This is a genomic window from Janthinobacterium sp. CG3 (assembly GCF_000344615.1).
Lineage (GTDB): Bacteria > Pseudomonadota > Gammaproteobacteria > Burkholderiales > Burkholderiaceae_D > Janthinobacterium.
The window spans coordinates 3,003,485-3,022,289 of sequence record NZ_KB467824.1 but is presented as its reverse complement, the minus strand read 5'-3'; the positions used below and the strand labels follow the sequence as shown (position 1 = coordinate 3,022,289).

The following is an 18,805-nucleotide window of genomic DNA, read 5'->3' as shown; positions in this document are numbered from 1 at the left end:
GATCAGTAGATGACCAAGTCCGAGTTGATCAACCGCCTCGCTGAGCGTTATTCTCAGCTGGTGGCCAAAGATGCGGAATACGCCGTCAAAACCATCCTCGACGCGATGACCAACGCCCTGGCGACCGGTCAGCGCATCGAGATCCGCGGTTTTGGCAGCTTTGCCCTCAACAGCAGGCCACCGCGCATCGGCCGCAATCCGAAGTCCGGCGACAAGGTGATGGTGCCCGAAAAACGGGTACCCCACTTCAAGCCGGGCAAGCAGTTGCGCGAGCGGGTAGACGCGATGGTCGGCCAGCCGATCATCGAGGATTGACCTCGTCCGCTGAAAAGTGACTAGTGGACTGTAACGGAAGAATCGGCAGTGAAGGACGCGCCAGCGGCGTGCAAGGCAAGGCGCAAAGCGCAACGATAGCGCGCTATCGTGAGCATTTGCAACGCCGCCATGCGCGTTGCTGGCGTGGCAGGCACTCCTGATTCGAGCGTGACAGTCCACGCAGCATGCCGACCCGGCGCACCCCGCGTGCGCGGGGCCGGCGTCAAAGAGCGGCGTCCTTGGATGCCGCTTTTTTTTGTACCCCTTTTTTTGATGTAAGCGTTTTCTTGTGCCACACTGGCGCTTGTGAACCACAAACTGGACCTCGCTGATGAAATTTATTTCCTCCTTCGTTGGATTTGTTCTGTTCGTCTTGTTTTTTGGTTTCGCGCTGAAAAATACGCAGGAGGTCGATCTGCGCTTTTTCCTCAATTACGAATTACGCGGCCCGCTGGTGCTGATGCTGCTGGGCTTTTTCGTCGCCGGCGCTAGTCTTGGCGTGCTGGCCCTGACGCCCACCGTGTTCCGCCACCGGCGCGAAGCGAGCAAACAAAAATCGACCATCCAGACGCTGCAAACGGGCGCCCAGCAGGGCACGCTCCAACCGCAGCCGGACAGCGTCAACACGCAGCAGTAATGCCGCCCACACACCAAGAATAAAAAAACGCATGGAATTTGAACTCTGGCTGCTCCTGGGGATACCGGTCTTTTTCGCGCTGGGCTGGATCGCCGCGCGGGTTGATATCAAGCAACTGGTGTCCGAGTCGCGCAGCCTGCCGCGCGGCTATTTCACGGGCCTGAACCACTTGCTCAACGACCAGCCCGACAAGGCCATCGACGCCTTCATTGAAATCGTCAAGCTGGACCCGGAAACGGCCGATATGCACTTCGCGCTGGGCAATCTGTTCCGCCGCCGCGGCGAGACCGAGCGCGCCATCCGCGTCCACCAGAATCTGCTGTCGCGCCCCGACCTGCCGCAGGAGCAGCAAGCGCACGCCGAATTCGAGCTGGGCCAGGACTACCTGAAGGCCGGCCTGCTCGACCGCGCCGAGGAAACCTTCAACCGCCTGCTGGCGACGCAGTACGCGGTGCAGGCCCGGCGCGCGCTGCTGGAAATTTTCCAGCGCGAGAAGGAGTGGCCGCGGGCGATCGAGGCGGCCATCGGCCTGCAGGAGTCCGGCGCCGGCGCGCGCCAGAAGGAAATCGCCCAGTTCTATTGCGAGCTGGCGCAGGACGCGCTGGTGCACATGCACCCCGACGACGCCCTGCCGCTGTTGGAAAAGGCCTTGCAAACCGACCGCAAGAACGTCCGCGCGACCTTGCTGACGGGCGACGCCCAGCTGGCCAAGCACGACGTCGAGGGCGCGCTGCTGACCTGGCGCCGGGTCGAACAGCAGAGCGTGCCGCACGTTGCGCTGGTGGCGCAAAGGCTGATGGATGGCTATAAGAAAGTGGGTCGGGCCCAAGAAGGTGTTAATCTTCTGAAATCTTATTTGGAAGAGGCGTCCTCGATCGACTTGATTGAAGTCGTGTTCAAGGCGGTAATCGAACTCGACGGCGTGGAGGCGGCCAAGCAATTGGTCAGCGCCGAGCTGCGCCGGACCCCGACCTTGTTAGGATTAGATAAACTATTGGAGGCGCGCCTGATGGATGCGCCGGCCGCTTTGTGGTCGGAGCTATCGATGGTGAAGAACCTGGTGCATGGTTACACCCAGAAATTGGCGCGCTACCAGTGCAGCCACTGCGGCTTCAAGGCGCGCCAATTTTATTGGCAGTGCCCCGGTTGCAGCCGTTGGGAGACCTATCCGCCGCGGCGCACCGAAGAACTCAATGTCATGAACTAAATTGAAAGCGTAGACGAATGAAAATTACCATTATTGGCACCGGATATGTGGGCTTGGTGACGGGTGCCTGCCTGGCCGAATTGGGCAACGACGTGTTTTGCCTCGACCTCGACGAAAAGAAAATCGCCATGCTCAACGCCGGCGGCATTCCGATCCACGAACCGGGTCTCGATGAAGTCGTCGCGCGCAACCGCGCCGCCGGCCGCCTGACCTTCTCGACCGACGTCGAAGCCGGCGTCGCCCACGGCAAGCTGCAATTCATCGCCGTCGGCACCCCGCCCGACGAAGACGGCTCGGCGGACCTGCAATACGTCGTCGCCGCCGCCCGCAACATCGGCAAGTACATGACCGAGTTCAAGGTCATCATCGACAAGTCGACCGTGCCGGTAGGCACCGCCGAGCGCGTCGCCGCCGGCGTGCAGGCCGAACTGGACGCGCGCGGCGTCGCCGCCACGTTTTCGGTTGCCTCGAACCCGGAATTCCTCAAGGAAGGCGCGGCCGTCGAAGACTTCATGCGTCCCGACCGCATCGTCATCGGCTGCGACAGCACGCCCGACGGCGAGCGCGCGCGCGAACTTCTCAAGGCGCTGTACGCGCCGTTCAACCGCAACCACGAGCGCACCCACTGGATGGACGTGCGCTCGGCCGAGTTCACCAAGTACGCCGCCAACGCCATGCTGGCCACGCGCATCTCGTTTATGAACGAACTGGCCAACCTGGCCGACCGCGTCGGCGTCGACATCGAGGCGGTACGCCACGGTATCGGCTCGGACCCGCGCATCGGCCACAGCTTCCTGTACGCCGGCTGCGGCTACGGCGGCTCCTGCTTCCCGAAAGACGTGCAGGCGCTGGAGCGCACCGCCCGCAGCTACGACCAGGAATTGCTGATCCTGCGCGCCGTCGAGGCGGTCAACGACAAGCAAAAGCTGGTGCTCGGCGCCAAGGTCACCAAACGCTACGGCCAGGATCTGAGCGGCCGCCATTTCGCCGTCTGGGGCCTGGCGTTCAAGCCGAACACCGACGACATGCGCGAAGCGTCGGCGCGCGTGCTGCTGGCCGAGCTGCTGCAGCGCGGCGCCAGCGTGGCGGTGTACGATCCGGTGGCGATGGCCGAAGCCAAACGCGTGCTGGAATTGGACCTCTCGCCTGAGCATATGGCGCGCGTGCGCTTCGCCAGCAGCCCGATGGACGCGCTGGCCGGCGCCGACGCGCTGACTATCGTCACCGAATGGAAAGCCTTCCGCAGCCCGGACTTCGAAAAGATCAAGGCTGCCCTGAAAGACCCGGTCATCTTCGACGGACGCAACCTGTTCGAGCCGTCGGTGATGGCCGCCGCGGGTATCGAGTACCACGGGATCGGACGTTCGGTCCTGACCCGCGCGTGATGGGCGGCGTCGTCAAGGCGGCGCCGACACCGGCGCCGGCGCTCGACGCCGTGCGCCTGTTGGTGGTCGGCGACGTGATGCTGGACCGCTACTGGTTCGGCGACGTCGGCCGCATCTCGCCGGAGGCGCCGGTGCCGATCGTGCGCATTGAAAAGCGCGAAGAGCGCCTGGGCGGCGCCGCCAACGTGGCGCGCAACGCCGCCGCGCTGGGCGCCCACACCGGGCTGCTGGGCGTGGTCGGCGCCGACGAGGCCGGCGGCCAAGTCGAGCAGCTGCTGCAGGGCGGCGGCATCCACAGCTACCTGCAGCGCGACCCGGCCATTTCAACCATCATCAAATTGCGCGTGATCGGGCGCCAACAGCAGATGCTGCGCATCGACTTCGAGGACGCGCCCAGCGACACCATCCTGCGCGACAAGCTGATCCAGTTCAACGCGCTGCTGCCGGACTACGACGTTATCGTCCTGTCCGACTACGCCAAGGGCAGCCTGGTCAACGTCGCCGACATGATACGGGCCGCCCGCGCGGCCGGCAAGATCGTCATGGTCGACCCGAAGGGCGACGACTTTTCGCGCTACGCCGGCGCGTCGGTGCTGACGCCGAACAAGTCGGAGTTGCGCCGCGTCGTCGGCAGCTGGGGCAATGAAGAGCAACTGACGGCGAAGGCGCAGCAAATGCGCCGCGAACTGTCGCTCGACGCGTTGCTGCTGACCCGTTCGGAGGAGGGCATGACGCTCTACACCGAGCACGAGGTGCTGCACATGCCGACCGACGCGCGCGAAGTATTCGACGTCTCCGGCGCCGGCGACACCGTCATCGCGACGATGGCGGCGATGCTGGGCGCCGGCATGAGCCTGGGCGACGCGGTGCGCACCGCCAACCGCGCCGGCGGCATCGTCGTCGGCAAGCTGGGCACCGCCACCGTCACGCGCGCCGAACTGTTCCCGGAATAGGGCGCGACGGCGGCTCGCAAACACCGGCGGCGTCACCCGGCGGGGCGGACCCCGAGGGTCTGGCCTCCTGGCCCTGGCGCCGGCTCTTTGCCTGTGGTTTGAAGCCGGCCCGCGGCCCGCGCGCGGCAGTCATGCTTGAGCCAGCGCAAGCGGCCAACGCTGTCGAGCGCATCAGGTTGTCAACCATATCACTTCCCGCGCGTTATGATGGCCAAGGCGCTGCGCTCCCTTGCGTTCGAGCCAACCTGAAACCCCACCCCGGAGAGATACGACATGATGAAGAAATTACTGCTGGCCGTTGCGAGCTTGATTGCAACGATGGGCTTTGCGTTCGCGCAGGTCGACGTCAACAAGGCCGACCTGGCGGCGCTCGACAGCGTCAAAGGGATCGGCCCGGCAAAATCGAAACAAATCATCGACGAGCGCACCAAAGGCGGCCAATTCAAGGACTGGGCCGATTTTGAGAGCCGCGTCAAAGGCATCGGCGCGAAGAACTCGGCCAAGCTGTCGGAAGCCGGCTTGCAGGTGAACGGCCAGGCCAAGGTCGGCGCGGACGCGAAGCCGGCCGCCGCGGCGAAGCAAGCCAAGCCAGCCACCGCCGCCAAGGAAGCCAAGCCGGCCGCCGCGGCGGCGGAAGCGGTGCCGGCCGGCGCGGCGAAGGAAGCCAAGCCAGCCGCCGCCATGGCCAAGGACGCCAAGCCGGCCGTGAGCGCCGACGCCGGCAAAGCCAAGAAAGAGGAAATGAAAAAATAAGCGCAGCCCGGGCCAGTCGGCCCGTAGCGTCACCGCACCAGCCCCGCCGGCGTCAGCCGCGCGGGGCTGTTTGCTTTCCGGCCGCGTGCGTAAGCGCAATATTATATTTTTATGAATATTTCTTGCATGTAATGCTGATGCAAATAATAATGACACGCCTCGAATGGGGTCCAGGCCCAGCGCCTACGGCTCTCGAAGGGCATGCTGAACATTGCCTCTAAATTAATCATTCTAAGAGGAAACTATTTTATCGTAAAATGAACCGGGCCGCGCTTTTCCGCCGGCGCGCCAGGCGTCCGCGGCACAGCCGCGCCGCGTGTGCGCATGGGAGCCGGCGCCGGCGCTTGCCCAGCGGTTCAACGTTTCTCTACTTAGGTACACATGAAAAAAAATCTGATCGCGGCGGCAGTCGCCATGGCCTCGGTTCTACTGGTCAACGCCCCGGCCCATGCCTGGGCGCAGGAAACCCATCGGCGCATCGTGCTCGACGCCGTCGAGTTCATGAAAAACAATCCTGGCCAAACCAACTACGGCAAGCTACTGACGGGCGTCACCCGCGCCGGCTACAGCATCGAGCAGTTCGCCACCGCGCTGGGCCAGGGCGCCTACGACGTCGACGATTTCGTCGACACCTACCTGTGCGGCGCCTCGACCGGCAATTGCCAGTACGCGCCGGTGTGGGGCGGCGGCGCCAAGATCGTCAAATACACCTCGTACTGGCACTTCCAAAACCACACCGCCGGCCCCGACGTGCACGGCAACCCCTTCGGCGGCTACAACTACGCCAAGCTGAGCATGGCCGGCGACATCGACAACATGGCCGCCACCTGGTTGTACGGCGACTACCTGGACGACGGCGCGGGCGGCCTGAAGGGCTGGTTCGGCGATAGCAGCAAATACAATAGCTACGGCTTGACAGAGGCCAATTACCGCTTTGCCGGCGTGTCCAGGCCGGAGCAGTACGCCGACTTCGAGAGCATGCCGTTCCAGCCGATCGACAACCTGGGCCAGTACTGGTTCCAGCAATTCCTGGCGCGCCCGACCGCGCAAAGCCTGGGCTTCGTGCTGCACACCACCGATCTGTTGCAACCGCACCATACCTGGACCTCGTCGGCCCACCACCACGCCGGCTGGGAAACCTGGGTCAGCGACTACTACACGTCCGAGCGCCTGAACGAACCGGCGCTGGTGCGCGCGGCGCTGGCCGACTTTGCCCCGGTGGCGCCGGCGGCCATCGACATCCGGCCGCTGTTGACCCAGGGCGGCACCTATTCGTACGCCAACGGCGGCATCGTGCTGTCGTCGACCGACCAGGGCGACCGGGTTCGGGTCGGCAAGCAAATGATCCCGCATTCCATCGCCATGGTGGTCCACGTGTTGAACCGCGCCGCCGAGCGCCTGGTCAATTGAGCCCGCTGGGCAAGTTGGCCGCGCTGGCGGCCTGCGCGCTGTGGTGCGCGCAAGCCGGCGCGGCGCCGGTGAGCACCCGGCTGAGCGAGCCGGCGCTGGCGGCGCGCATCGACGGCGCGCCGCTGTACGCGCTCAGCGTGGAATCGCTGCTGCGCACGGCGCGCGAGAAAACGCCCGAGGCGACCCGCACGGCGGCGCTGCAGACGGCGATCGGCAACCGCCTGCTGGCGGGGGCGGCGCGGCGCGAATTCAAGGACGCCGAGCTGCATCCGTCCACCCGCGTCACGTTCCAGCGCGACGTCGCCGCCGACGACAGGCTGGCGGCGAATCTGCGCGCGCACTACGGCAAGGAGCTTGAAACGGCGCTGCAGGCCTTGCCCGGCGGCAGCCTCGACGGCCTGGTCGGCGACAGCGCGGCGCCCGACCCGGCGGCGTGGGACCGGGTGTTCGGCAAGTCCGACAAGTTGTTGCTGGAATACGCGCTGAGCGAGGCCCAGCTGGCGCAGGCGAAACGGCTGGTGGTGCTGCGCTACAGGCTGCCCGCCGGCAAAGGCGGCGCGCTGACGTTGTACGACATATACCAGCGCCAGAACGTGCAGGGCCGGGTGGAATTGTTCAAGCGTAACCAGGAGTTCCTCGGCCAGCAAGCCAAGCTGCGGCTGGCCAACCTGTTTGTCTTGCACTGGGCCAGGCAACAGCATGGCGCCAAGGCGGTCGACGATTTGCGCCTGACCCTGGACGACCAGGACGAGGTGCGGGCGCTGCGAGCCTTGCACGGCATCGGCGAGGACTTGCACGACGACAGCCCCTTGCTGGGGCGCCTGGCGCGCCAGGTGAGCGCGGCCGAGATCGCCGGCTATTACGCCGCCCACAAGGACCAATTTACGCGCATTGAACGGGTCAAGGCGCGCCACATCCGGGTGCCGGACGAAAAGCTGGGCAACGAGGTGGTGGCCGCCGCCGCCCGGGGCGAAGACTTCGGCGCGCTGGCGCGGCGCTACTCGAGCGCCGACGACGCCAAGGCCGGCGGTGAACTGGGCTGGATCAAGCACGAGGGCAAGCTGAGCTGGTTACAGCAATTGGTGTTCATGCAGGCGCAGGGGCAGGTGTCGCGGCCGTTCCGCGCGCCGGTGCCGCCCAACCAGCCCGCGCCGTGGGAAGTGGTGCTGGTCGAGCAGCGCGTGATGGGCTACCAGGCGGCCGATTCGGAAGCGGTCGGCTACGCGGCGCGCAACGCGCTGGCGCGCGAGAAGGCCGCCGCGCAGTTGACGCTGCTGCGTCTGCGCCTGCTGCGCAGCGCCGTGATCGAGGTCAACGGCGCCATGCTTGACGTGCCGTTGCAACTGGACACGCCGTCGTGACGTGGCGCGCCGCGCTGCTGGGCGCCGCCGTCGCCGGCGCCGGCGTCATGCTGCTGTGGCCGCGCGCCGCGCCGGACGCGGCGGCGCCGCTGGCGGCGGCCGCGCCGCCGCCAGCGGCATCGGTGTCGGCGGCGGTGCCGGCCGCTTGGCCGGCGGCGCTGGACGGCGTCGACGCCGAACCGAAACGGGTGGCGCTGACGCCCTTGGGGCGGGCCGAGCCGGCGGCCTACAGCATGGCGCTGGCGCGCCAGAACGGCGACCCGCGCACGCCGCCGATCAGCCGCGACGAGGCCGCCGCAGCGCCCAGCGCGGCGGAACTGGCCGATCCGAAAGCCTACCAGGGCTACGAGTCGCGCCAGAACATGAAGCTGTACGCCGGCTACGTGCAGGCCGCCGACGCCGACCTGCCGGCACTGCGGCGCGACATAGCGCGCGGCCGCGAAGCCGGCGTGCCGGCCGCGGAAATCGCCAAAGTCGAGGAAAAGCTGCGGCGCATCGACGCGATGCGCGCGCAACTGCTGGCGCGGCACCCTGAGCTGGCGCCCCGCTGAACGTGCCGATTTCGTAGGTCGGGTTGGCCCGAAAGGGCGTAACCCGACTGGCGTCGGCAGCGGCTCGGCGGCGGATTACGCTCCGCTAATCCGACCTACGAACGCTTCACTTAGCGGCATTAGGCCCTGACCCCAGGCTTACGCCCCGGGTGTTGACCGCCTCAACGCCGAAGCCGCCTTATCAGTCAAGGTCGAACCGGCAGCGTGGCCAGGAACGCGTGGATCTGCGACACCACGGCGGCGCCTTCGCCGACCGCCGCGGCGACCCGCTTGGTCGAGCCGGCGCGCACGTCGCCGAAGGCGAACACGCCCGGCACGCTGGTTTCCAGCGCGGCGCGCGGCGGCGCCTCGTCCGGCACATGGCCGGGGTGGCCGTTGGCGCGGCATTGCGCGCGCGTGACGTCGAAACCGGTGCGGATGAAGCCGTGGTCGTCGACGCCGACGCCGCAGTCGGCCAGCCAGTCGGTGTTCGGCTCGGCGCCGACAAACAGGAACACCTGGCGCACGCCGCACTCTTGCTCGTCGCCGTTCTGGTTGTTCCGCCAGCGCACAGACGCCAGGCCATCCTCGTCGCCCTCCAGCGCCACCAGCTCGGTGTGCGTGTGCAGCACGATATTGGGCGTGGCGGCGATGCGCTCGATCAGATAACTCGACATGCTGGCGGCCAGGCCGGCGCCGCGGATCACCACGTGCACGCGCGCGGCGTGGGCGGACAGGAACACGGCGGCCTGGCCGGCCGAATTGCCGCCGCCCACCAGCAACACCTGCTGCTCCTTGCACAATTTGGCCTCGATCGGCGAAGCCCAGTAATACACGCCGCGGCCCTCGAAGGACTTCAGGTTGGCCAGCGACGGCCGGCGGTAGCGCGCGCCGCAGGCCAGCACCACGGTGCGCGCTTTCAGCTCGGTGCCGTCGCACAGCGACAGGCGCGGCGGATAACTTTCGCACTGCAGGCGCGCGGCGTTGGCGGGAATGGCGATCTCGACGCCGAATTTTTGCGCCTGCACATAGGCGCGTCCGGCCAGCGCGCGTCCCGAAATGCCGGTCGGAAAGCCCAGATAATTCTCGATGCGGGCGCTGGCGCCGGCTTGGCCGCCGTAGGCGCGCTGCTCCAGCACCAGCACCGACAAGCCCTCCGAGGCGGCGTAGACGGCGGTGGCCAGGCCGGCCGGGCCGGCGCCCACCACCAGCACGTCGAACACCTTGCCGTCGTTTAAGTCGGGCAACAAGCCCAGGCAGCGGCCCAGCTCGACATTCGACGGATTCTTCTTCACGCTGCCGTCCGGGCACACCACCAGCGGCCACTCGCCGGGCTGGGGCTGGTGGCGCGCCACCAGCGCGGCGGCGCACTCGTCGAGGGCCGGGTCGAGCACCGTATGCGGATGCCCGTTACTCGACAAGAAACTCTGTAAATGGTGCATATTGCCGTTGCCGCGCGGCCCGACCAGCACCGGACTGCCGGAATTGAACTCGAGCAGACCGACGCGGCGCAAGATCAGCGCGCGCACGATACGCTCGCCCAGCTCGGCCTCGGCTACCACCAGCGCGCGCAGCGACTCCGACGACACCACCAGCACCTCGACGTTGCCGACGGCGTGGCCGTTGACCAGCGCCGGACGGCCCGACAACTGCGCCACTTCGGCGCTGAACTCGCCGGGGCCGTGCTCGGTCACCGGCGTCATTGTGCCCAGGCCGTCGTTGCGGCTGATCGCGATACGGCCCGACAACACCACCAGCATGCCGAAGGTACTGCTGCCGGCCTCGAAAATGCTCTTGCCGTCGCGGAAACAACAAGGCGCGCCGAAACGCTGCAGCCGCCTGAGCTCGGCCGCCGTCAGCACCGGGAACATCTGCTGCCGGCGCGACGCGACATCGACCATCGGTGCCTGGACGGGATCGTCCTTGCCCGCTTCGGGCACAAACTCCGGTACGCTGCTCATCGCCATGCCCCATCCCCCAAAATGAAAAAAACCGTAGCGGCCAGTCTAGCGCAGAATCTTCACAACAAGCTAGGGTGCCGGGCTGGGGAGGCAAGAAAACCGTCATATCGGGACCTGGCCCGGGGGCTGGCGGATACGCGCCGGCGGTTCTCGGATTAGAATGGGTGTTTTGTTGAATTCAATCACAGACGATGGCTTATAAGACACTCGAAGATACGATCGGTAATACGCCGCTGGTGCGCTTGACGCGCTTGCCCGGCGCCGATGCGCTCGCGCGGAATAACATTATCCTGGGTAAAATGGAGGGCGACAATCCGGCCGGGTCGGTCAAGGACCGCGCCGCCATGTCGATGTTGCGGCGCGCCGAGGAGCGCGGCGCCATCAAGCCGGGCGATACCTTGCTCGAGGCCACCAGCGGCAACACCGGCATCGCGCTGGCGATGGCGGCGGCGCTGCGCGGCTACAAGATGGTGTTGCTGATGCCGGAGAACCTGAGCATCGAGCGGCGCCAGAGCATGGCGGCCTATGGCGCGCAAATCGTGCTCACGCCCAAGACCGGCGGCATGGAGTATGCGCGCGACTTGGCCGAGCAGATGCAAAAGGACGGCCAGGGCATTATCCTGGACCAGTTCGCCAACCACGACAATTCGCGCGCCCACTACGAGGGCACCGGCCCGGAGATTTGGCGCGACACCGACGGCCGCGTCACCCATTTCGTCAGCGCCATGGGCACCACCGGCACCATCATGGGCGTGTCGCAGTATTTGAAGGAGCACAATCCGGCCGTCCAGATCATCGGCGCGCAACCGGAAGAGGGCTCGTCGATTCCCGGCATCCGCAAATGGCCGGAGGCTTACCTGCCGAAAATCTACGACAAGGCCAGGGTCGACCAGATTGAATACGTCAGCCAGGGCGCGGCGGAGCGCATGGCGCGCCGTTTGGCGGCGGAAGAGGGGATTTTCTGCGGTATTTCGGCGGCGGGCGCCTGCGAGATCGCGTTGCGCGTGTCGCAAACCGTGGAGAACGCGACGATCGTCTTCATCGTCTGCGACCGCGGCGACCGTTATCTGTCGACCGGGGTGTTTCCTGCGTAACTGAGTTAAGTCACTTCGTAGCTTGACCGGCTAGCCGGTCGCGTACAACCCTGCAACGCTGCTGCCGCCTCCCCGCGAGGGGAGGGGCGCCAGCGCGAACGCGACACCGCAGGGATTAACCTTGCGGTGTTTCGCCTTCCTTTGGTTTGAACTGTTTGTCGCTGATGCGGAACTTGTTGCGGCGGTCGCCCATCAAGTAACGCAGGTCGCGAATGCTCAGGTCGCTCACTTCGTGCATGCGAATCAGCAGCGAGGCGCCAACCGGCAGGCGGTGGTGGCGGATCTTGCTGATCACCGGGGGCGCGACTTCCAGCGCGCGGGACAGGGCTGCGTCGTTCTTCAGGCGCAGGTTTTCGATCAGGGTGTCCAACAATCTGTTTGGATTGTACTGGAGCAAATCATCGGATTCCGAATCGCTGTTCATATCAATGCCGACTTGGTTTGTCATGTTCTAATGTTCCTTCTGTAGTTGCACTGCAAAGTAAAAACACTCGGAGCTCGCTCTTGCTGCGTCAATGTTCATTCTTTACTAAAGGAACGAATTCACACACGGTCGGATCCGGGATACAGGTTTCGTAATGTCGTAATATATGCACAATTGTACAACATGAAGCAATCTAATACTCATAAGCAATAAAGAAACAGCGCGTTACCACCAAATCACTGTTGTCAAAGTGCAACATGAATTTGGTATTTACTACGCTTACGCCGCGTCAAAAAATAATAATATGACAATTCTAAGTATAAAGCAATTCGGGGATGATGCGCCACACGATAGCCACAAAGCGGCTGTGCGGCTCCACCATACGGGCGCGGCGCGCCAGTATCAACCTTCCTTACGCTTTCTTACAAGTAAGAAAGACGTCTTTACATGCCGCGCGCCAATTGTACGGCGCGGCCCAGGTCGAGCACCGACATGGCGTAGAAGTAACTGCGGTTGTATTGCGTAATAGCAAAAAAATTGGCGCTACCCAGCCAATATTCGGTTGCTTCCGAGCCATTTTGCAAGTCTACCAGACCAAACAACCTTCCGCCGGGCAAGGGCGTGTCGCTGCTGACGCCGGCGGCGAGCAGCTCGTCCGGGCGGAACTTCGCTTCGAGACCCTGGCCGATGAAAGGTTCCCAGGCCCGTCCCGGCGATACCGCGACCGGCAGCGCGAACGGGCGCGCCAGGTCGCGCTGCCAGCCGTGTTGCACCAGGAAGTGGGCGACGCTGCCGATGGCGTCGCCGGCCGAGCCGCGCAGGTCGATGCGGCCGTCGCCGTCGAAGTCGACCGCGTGCTTGAGGATGCTGCTGGGCATGAACTGCGGCAGGCCGACCGCGCCCGCATAGGAGCCGAGCAGAGAGAGCGGGTCGACGCCGCCCTGGCGGGCGAACAGCAGCGCGCTTTCCAATTCGCCGCGGAAAAATTCCATGCGCGCCAGGCGGGTCGGCGTTTCCGGGTAGGAAAACGCCAGCGTGGTCAGCGCGTCGAGCACGCGGAAGCGGCCGGTGTTGCGCCCGTACACGGTTTCGACGCCGATGATGCCGACGATGATGTCGGCCGGCACGCCGTAGACGCTTTCGGCGCGCGCCAGCGCCTCGGCGTTGTCGTTCCAGAATTTGACGCCGGCGTCGATGCGCACCGGCTCGACGAAGCGGGCGCGGTAGGCTTGCCAGTTTTTCGGCTTGCCCGGCGGCGCCGGCTTCATCAGCTGGATCGCGCTGTCGACGTAGCGCACCTTGGCCATCAGCGCGTCCAGCTCGGCGCGGTCGAACTGGTGCTTGGCGGCGATGTCGTCGAGGAACTGGCCGACTTGCTTCCATTCGGCGAAGTTGACGAATTCGCTGTCGGTATCCGCCTTCGGCTTGGCTGTCGGCGCCGGCGTGGCCTTGCGGCTGGCTTTGGCGTGGCCGGGTTTGTGTGGCGCGGCGCTGGCCGCGGCCGCGCCCAGCAACAGCGGCAGGGCCAGGATCAGGGCGCTCAGGGAACGGGTGGTGTGGGGCACGGAAAATCTCATCGGGATTGGTTGAGCAGGCGGCGCAGGGTGGGCAGCGCCGCCGCTTTGTCATGGGGACTGGCGACACCATACTTGATCGCGCCGTAGATTGCCAGAAAGCGCGCGGCGGCGGCGCGCCGTTCGGCCGGCGCCGCCGTCGCCGCCAGCCGCTTGGCGTAGCCGTGCGGACCTTCGTGCGGCGCGCGGGCGCAGCCGCGGCGCGCCTGCTGGCGGCAGAACGCGGCGTACAGCGCGTCGAACGGGTCGCGCTGGCGGCGCCGCCGCAGCGCCCATACCAGCGCCAGCAACGCGCCCGCCAGCGCGGCGCCCAGCAGCGCCTGCCAATTGCCGGCGCTCTGGCCGAGCTGCGCCAGCACGCCGCGCTGGCGCTGCGGGTTGTAGTCGAGCACCCACTGGTTCCAGCCGTTGTTGACGGCGTTCCAGTTGAAGCGCAGCGTCGCCAGCAGCGAGCCGGGGCCGCCCATCAACTCGTGCAGCCCCTGCAGGCCGAAGCCGCCGGACGCCGGCAGCGCGCCGGCCAGGTTGCGCTCGACCCGCTCGGATGCGACCGCGGCGGTCGGGTCGACCCGCAGCCAGCCGCGCCCGGCCAGCCAGACTTCGGCCCAGGCGTGGGCGTCGGACTGGCGCACCGTCAGGTAGCCGTCGACCGGGTTCATTTCGCCGCCCTGGTAGCCGGTGACGACGCGCGCCGGAATGCCCATCGCCCGCATCAGCACGACGAAGGCGCCGGCGTAGTGCTCGCAGAAGCCGGCCTTGCTGTCGAACAGGAACTGGTCGACCGCGTCGCGCCCCAGCAGCGGCGGTTGCAGCGTGTAGAAATACCGTTCTTGGCGGAAGGTGCGCAGCACCGCCTCGATGGCCTCGGCGGGCTGGCGGCCGGCCGCCGTGCGCGCGGCCCAGGCCAGCGCGCGCGGGTTGTAGCCGGCCGGCAGCGCCAGCCACGCCCGCATGCGCCCGGCCGGCTCGTCGGCCTGCAGCGCGTAGTTGAGCACCGAGCTGACGCGGTAGCGGGTGCGCTGGGCGATCGGATTCAGCACCATCACTTCCAGCGCCGGCGAGACCGCCTGCGCATTGCCGTCGAGTTCGTAGAGCCGCTCGGGCAGGTCGAGCGCGAACAACCAACGCTGGCCGCTCGGCTCCAGCGTGACCTGGTAGCGCAGCGACGGCCCGTTCAGCTTGATCTCGACTTGCTCGGGCGCGCCGCCGCGGCGCGTCGCGCCCAGCCGGGTCCAGGTGCGCCCGTCGTAGTCGCCCAGCACGATGCCGCGCCAGTACAACTGCCGCTGCGGCGGCGCGGCGCGCTCGAAGCGCACCCGGAACGCCGGCTCCTCCGATTGCGCCAGGTTGGCGATGGCGCCCGGCGCCATCGTCTCGGACAGGCCGGTGCGCCCGCTGTGGCTGTCGCCCGGCAGGCCCCACAGCGGCCCCTCGATGCGCGGGAACAGCACGAACAGCAGCAGCGCCAGCGGCGCGGCGGCGCCGACGATACCGCCCGCCAGGCGCAGCCGGCGCGCCAGCGGCGGTTGCACGCCGCTGTACTGGAACGACAGTTGCGCCGCCAACAGCACGACAATGGTCAGCAGCATGACGGCGGCGGTGGCGATGCTTTGCGAATAAAAGAAATTCGTCAGCAATAGGAAGAAGCTGAGGAAGACCACCACGAACAGGTCGCGTTTGGCGTGCATTTCCAGCAGTTTGAAGGCCAGCAGCAGGGCCAGCATGGCGACCCCGGCCTCGCGCCCGAGCAGCGTGCGGAAGCTGGCGTAGACGCCGCCCATGGCCAGCAGCGACAGCGGCAGCAGCAGCCACAGCGGCGGCAGGCGGGTGCCGCGCACGGTGATGACGGCGCGCCACAGCAGGCTGGCGGCGACGCTGGCGACGCTCCACGGCGGCAGGTGGGCGGCGTGCGGCGCCAGCACCAGCACCGCGGCGAACAGCAGCAACAAGGTGTCGGCCTTGTCGCGCGGCAGGCGCGCCAGGGCCGGCGCCAGCGCGCTCCAGCGGTGGCCCGGGCGCGCCGGCTTCATGCGCGCCGCGCCTGGCCGTGCAGCGCCAGCGCGCGCAGGCAGGCGCCCTGGTGCGCCTCGCCCAGCGCCGCCGCGAACTCCAGCGCGCCCAGGCGCAGCGCGTAGGGCAGGGCGCGGCGCTCGGCTTCAAGCACCCAGCTGGTCATGCGCGAGAGCCGTGTTTCCAGGTCGAGGTCGGCGGGCAGCGCGGCGAAGTCGAGCTGCAGCTGGGCCGGCGCGCCGCCCTCGAAGTGTTTGCTCACCAACTGGCCGCCCAGCGTCGTGTCGAGCCGGGCGATCTGACGCCAGGCCAGGTGGCGCATCGGGTCGCCGGGCTGGTAGTTGCGGATGCCGGCGAAGTCGTCCTGGCCGGTGCCGCCGCCGACGCCCTCGCCGGCGGCGCCGGCCAGCGGCAGCGCCGGCGCGTCGGCCTCGGGAAACGGGTACACCAGCACCCTGGCGTCGGGTTGCCAGTAGCCCCACGCATGGAACAGGCCGAGCGGGAAGCGCGTGCTCAGGCGCACCCGCGGCGCCGCCAGCCAGCCGCGCGCGCCGCTGGGGCAGGACAGCAGCAGCGGCGCGCTGGCGCCGGCGGCGACGTCGGCGACGTGGCGCGGCGCCCCGGCGCTGATGAAGTCGAGCCAGATGGCGAAGCGGTCGCGTTTGCCGCGGTTGTGGATGTGCAGCTCGAAGCGCGCCTCCTCGCCGGCGAAGACCGGCTGCGCGCGGCCCGGCGCCAGGTGCAGCAGCGCCAGGTTGTGCGCCGTCAGGACCATGTCGACGACGGCGCAGGCGGCGCTGAAAAAGGTCAGCGCGAAGCCCAGCCCGAGCTGGTAGTTGATGGCGCCGATGAACAGCAGCAGTAGCAGGGCGGCGAAGGCCAGCCCGGCCCGGCTGGGCACGATGAAGACCCGGCGCTGGCTCAGGAACACCTCGCCCGGTTCGCTGTCGCGCAGCTGGAACAGGCGCCGGTCGAGCAGCGCGCGCAGGCGCCGCTTCAGCGTGGCGCTGGCGGCCCGCATGCGCTACACCGGCACCGCTTGTTGCAACTGCAGCACCAGGTCGCGGCTGGCCAGGGCGATGCCGTGCGCCGACTTCAGCGGACGCAAGCGGTGTGCGCAGACCGGCACCAGCACCGCCTGCACGTCCTCCGGTATCACGTGGTCGCGCCCCTCCAGCGCGGCCCAGGCGCGCGCCGCCTGCAGCAGGGCGATCGCCGCGCGCGGGCTGAGCCCCTCGGCGAAGGCGCCGTTCTGGCGCGAGGCCTGCGCCAGCGCCTGCACGTAGTCGACCAGCGCGGCCGAGGTGTGGATCGCCCGCAGCGCGCGCTGCGCCACGCCCAGCTCGACCGGCGTCATCGCCGCCGGCAGCGTCTTGAGCATGCTGCGGCGGTCTTCGCCCAGCAGCAGCGCGCGCTCGGCGGCCGGGTCCGGATAACCCAGCGACAGGCACATCAAAAAACGGTCCAGCTGCGACTCCGGCAGCGGGAAGGTGCCGACCTGGTGCGCCGGGTTTTGCGTGGCGATGACGAAGAACGGCTCCGGCAGCGCGCGCGTGACGCCGTCGGCGCTGACCTGGCGCTCCTCCATCGCCTCGAGCAGGCCGGACTGGGTCTTCGGCGTGGCGCGGTTGATCTCGTCGGCCAGCAGCACCTGGGTGAAGATCGGCCCCGGGTGGAACACGAAGCTGTTCTTTTCGCGCTCGTAGATGGAGATGCCGGCGACGTCGGCCGGCAGCAGGTCGCTGGTGAACTGGATGCGGTTGAATTGCAGGCCCAGCGAAATGGCCAGCGCGTGCGCCAGCGTGGTCTTGCCGACCCCGGGCACGTCCTCGATCAGCAAATGGCCGCCGGCCAGCAGGCAGGTCAGCGCCTGGCGCACCTGCAAGTCCTTGCCGACGACGATCTGGCCGACCTGGCGCGCCACCGCGTGCATTTTTGTGAACATGAATATCTTCCGTGAAAACGCCGGCGCCGGCGCCAATGCGGGACTGTCGAAGCGCGAAACGCCGGGCGCGTGGTAGATTATCGATATAAACACATTTTATGCGTCTCATCACGCTTGCCAATGATTCTATGCGAGAACGGCGCAATGGGGGCAAGAATGATCTTGACGTGATCGTAGCGGTACAGAAAACGAGACATGAGCACAGCCATTTACAGCCATACCGATTGCCAGCGCCACGAAATGGGCGACTGGCACCCCGAGTCGCCCGCGCGCCTGCAGGCCATCAGCGACCAGCTGATCCTGGCCCACATCCACGACCTGCTGGAGCACCGCGAGGCGCCGCTGGCGCAGCTGGCCGACATCGAGCGGGTGCACAGCCGCAAGGCCATCGCGCTGGTGCGCGACAACGTCCCCGCCGCCGGCGCGTACTACCCGCTCGACGGCGACACCCTGCTCAACGCGCACAGCTGGAACGCGGCGCTGCGCGCGGCCGGCGCGGCGGTGGCGGCCACCGACGCCGTCATCGACGGCGAACTCGACAACGCGTTTTGCGCGACCCGCCCGCCCGGCCACCACGCCCGCCCTTGCGAGCCGATGGGTTTTTGCCTGTTCAATAACGTCGCGGTCGCGGCGCGCCACGCGCTCGACGCGCGCGGGCTGGAGCGGGTCGCCATCATTGATTTCGACGTCCACCACGGCAACGGCACCGCCGAGGCGTTCGCCAACGACCCGCGCGTATTGATGACGAGTTTTTTCCAGCACCCGTTCTATCCGTTCAGCGCGGTCGAGCCCTACACCGACAACTGCGTCAACGTGCCGGTGCCGGCGCGCGCGAAGGGCGACGTGGTGCGCCAGCTGGTGCTGGAGCACTGGCTGCCGGCGCTGCACCGGCACCGGCCGCAGATGCTGTTCATCTCGGCCGGCTTCGACGCCCACCGCGAGGACGACATCGGCGGCATGGGGCTGGTCGAGGCCGACTACGCCTGGATCACGCGGCAGATGATGGCGCTGGCCAAGCTCTACGCCAAGGGCCGCATCGTCAGCTGCCTCGAAGGCGGCTACAACCTGTCGGCGCTGGGGCGCAGCGTGGCCGCGCACGTGCGCGCGCTGGCCGAGCTGGACTAGCTGCCAAGGCGCCGGGCATGTGACATTCCAAGCGCGCATGAGCATTTCCTCAATCTTGTCCGCGGGCTGCCCAGGAAAGTCGGACGCGGCCGCGCCAACCACGTAAAATAGCGGATTGACC

Annotated in this window: 17 protein-coding genes; 11 read left to right on the top strand and 6 right to left on the bottom strand. The window is 67.1% G+C overall.

The features are described from left to right. Nucleotides 1-9 precede the first annotated feature (9 nt). The 9 genes from JANGC3_RS0113195 (at nt 10) to JANGC3_RS0113150 (ending at nt 8,572) form a co-directional block, all read left to right on the top strand. A complete protein-coding gene (locus tag JANGC3_RS0113195; RefSeq protein WP_008446215.1) occupies nt 10-315 on the top strand; it encodes an integration host factor subunit beta in 306 nt (101 codons plus the stop codon). A gap of 331 nt (nt 316-646) precedes the next feature. Next, nucleotides 647-952: a LapA family protein gene (locus tag JANGC3_RS0113190; protein ID WP_026132931.1), complete on the top strand. Its 306-nt coding sequence runs from the start codon at nt 647-649 to the stop codon at nt 950-952. A 31-nt stretch (nt 953-983) separates the two neighbouring features. Then, the gene (gene lapB, locus JANGC3_RS0113185; RefSeq protein ID WP_017876962.1) at nt 984-2,159 is read left to right on the top strand and encodes a lipopolysaccharide assembly protein LapB; all 1,176 of its coding nucleotides are present in this window, start codon (nt 984-986) and stop codon (nt 2,157-2,159) included. 17 nt (nt 2,160-2,176) lie between these two features. Beyond that, nucleotides 2,177-3,544, top strand: a complete 1,368-nt coding sequence (locus JANGC3_RS0113180; RefSeq protein WP_017876961.1) for a UDP-glucose dehydrogenase family protein — start codon at nt 2,177-2,179, stop codon at nt 3,542-3,544. Beyond that, entirely contained in the window at nt 3,544-4,497 is a 954-nt protein-coding gene (rfaE1, locus tag JANGC3_RS29250) for a D-glycero-beta-D-manno-heptose-7-phosphate kinase (RefSeq protein WP_017876960.1), read from the top strand. The genes JANGC3_RS0113180 and rfaE1 overlap by 1 nt, the downstream gene beginning before the upstream one ends. A 273-nt stretch (nt 4,498-4,770) precedes the next feature. Continuing rightward, complete coding sequence (locus tag JANGC3_RS0113170; protein WP_035787673.1) at nt 4,771-5,250, top strand: ComEA family DNA-binding protein; 480 nt, start codon at nt 4,771-4,773, stop codon at nt 5,248-5,250. A gap of 381 nt (nt 5,251-5,631) precedes the next feature. Continuing rightward, nucleotides 5,632-6,660, top strand: coding sequence for a hypothetical protein (locus tag JANGC3_RS0113160; RefSeq protein WP_017876957.1), 1,029 nt, complete (start codon nt 5,632-5,634; stop codon nt 6,658-6,660). Beyond that, nucleotides 6,657-8,021, top strand: a complete 1,365-nt coding sequence (locus JANGC3_RS0113155; RefSeq protein WP_017876956.1) for a peptidylprolyl isomerase — start codon at nt 6,657-6,659, stop codon at nt 8,019-8,021. Before JANGC3_RS0113160 ends, JANGC3_RS0113155 begins: the two co-directional genes overlap by 4 nt. After that, nucleotides 8,018-8,572 (top strand): hypothetical protein, encoded by a 555-nt coding sequence (locus JANGC3_RS0113150; protein WP_017876955.1) that lies wholly within the window; start codon nt 8,018-8,020, stop codon nt 8,570-8,572. The genes JANGC3_RS0113155 and JANGC3_RS0113150 overlap by 4 nt, the downstream gene beginning before the upstream one ends. 185 nt (nt 8,573-8,757) lie before the next feature. On the opposite strand, the gene JANGC3_RS0113145 is transcribed toward JANGC3_RS0113150, so the two are convergent. After that, the gene (locus JANGC3_RS0113145; protein ID WP_017876954.1) at nt 8,758-10,518 is read right to left on the bottom strand and encodes an FAD-dependent oxidoreductase; all 1,761 of its coding nucleotides are present in this window, start codon (nt 10,516-10,518) and stop codon (nt 8,758-8,760) included. A 185-nt stretch (nt 10,519-10,703) separates the two neighbouring features. Here JANGC3_RS0113145 and cysM point away from each other — a divergent pair, with 185 nt between their 5' ends. Next, nucleotides 10,704-11,606 carry a cysteine synthase CysM gene (gene cysM, locus JANGC3_RS0113140; protein ID WP_017876953.1) on the top strand — a complete coding sequence of 301 codons (903 nt, stop codon included), beginning with the start codon at nt 10,704-10,706 and terminating at the stop codon, nt 11,604-11,606. A gap of 115 nt (nt 11,607-11,721) precedes the next feature. Here the strand turns inward: cysM and JANGC3_RS0113135 are convergent, their stop codons facing one another. The 5 genes from JANGC3_RS0113135 to JANGC3_RS0113115 form a co-directional block, all read right to left on the bottom strand. Continuing rightward, nucleotides 11,722-12,054 carry a hypothetical protein gene (locus JANGC3_RS0113135; RefSeq protein WP_017876952.1) on the bottom strand — a complete coding sequence of 111 codons (333 nt, stop codon included), beginning with the start codon at nt 12,052-12,054 and terminating at the stop codon, nt 11,722-11,724. A gap of 419 nt (nt 12,055-12,473) precedes the next feature. After that, nucleotides 12,474-13,607: a lytic murein transglycosylase B gene (gene mltB, locus JANGC3_RS0113130; protein WP_026132930.1), complete on the bottom strand. Its 1,134-nt coding sequence runs from the start codon at nt 13,605-13,607 to the stop codon at nt 12,474-12,476. Then, nucleotides 13,604-15,634: a transglutaminase family protein gene (locus JANGC3_RS0113125; RefSeq protein ID WP_017876950.1), complete on the bottom strand. Its 2,031-nt coding sequence runs from the start codon at nt 15,632-15,634 to the stop codon at nt 13,604-13,606. The genes mltB and JANGC3_RS0113125 overlap by 4 nt, the downstream gene beginning before the upstream one ends. Next, nucleotides 15,631-16,635 (bottom strand): DUF58 domain-containing protein, encoded by a 1,005-nt coding sequence (locus JANGC3_RS0113120; protein ID WP_017876949.1) that lies wholly within the window; start codon nt 16,633-16,635, stop codon nt 15,631-15,633. The genes JANGC3_RS0113125 and JANGC3_RS0113120 overlap by 4 nt, the downstream gene beginning before the upstream one ends. A 3-nt stretch (nt 16,636-16,638) precedes the next feature. After that, nucleotides 16,639-17,559 (bottom strand): AAA family ATPase, encoded by a 921-nt coding sequence (locus JANGC3_RS0113115; protein WP_017876948.1) that lies wholly within the window; start codon nt 17,557-17,559, stop codon nt 16,639-16,641. Nucleotides 17,560-17,754: 195 nt separating this feature from the next. Between JANGC3_RS0113115 and JANGC3_RS0113105 the strand changes: the two genes are divergently transcribed. Next, entirely contained in the window at nt 17,755-18,684 is a 930-nt protein-coding gene (locus JANGC3_RS0113105; RefSeq protein WP_017876947.1) for a histone deacetylase family protein, read from the top strand. Nucleotides 18,685-18,805 lie beyond the last annotated feature (121 nt).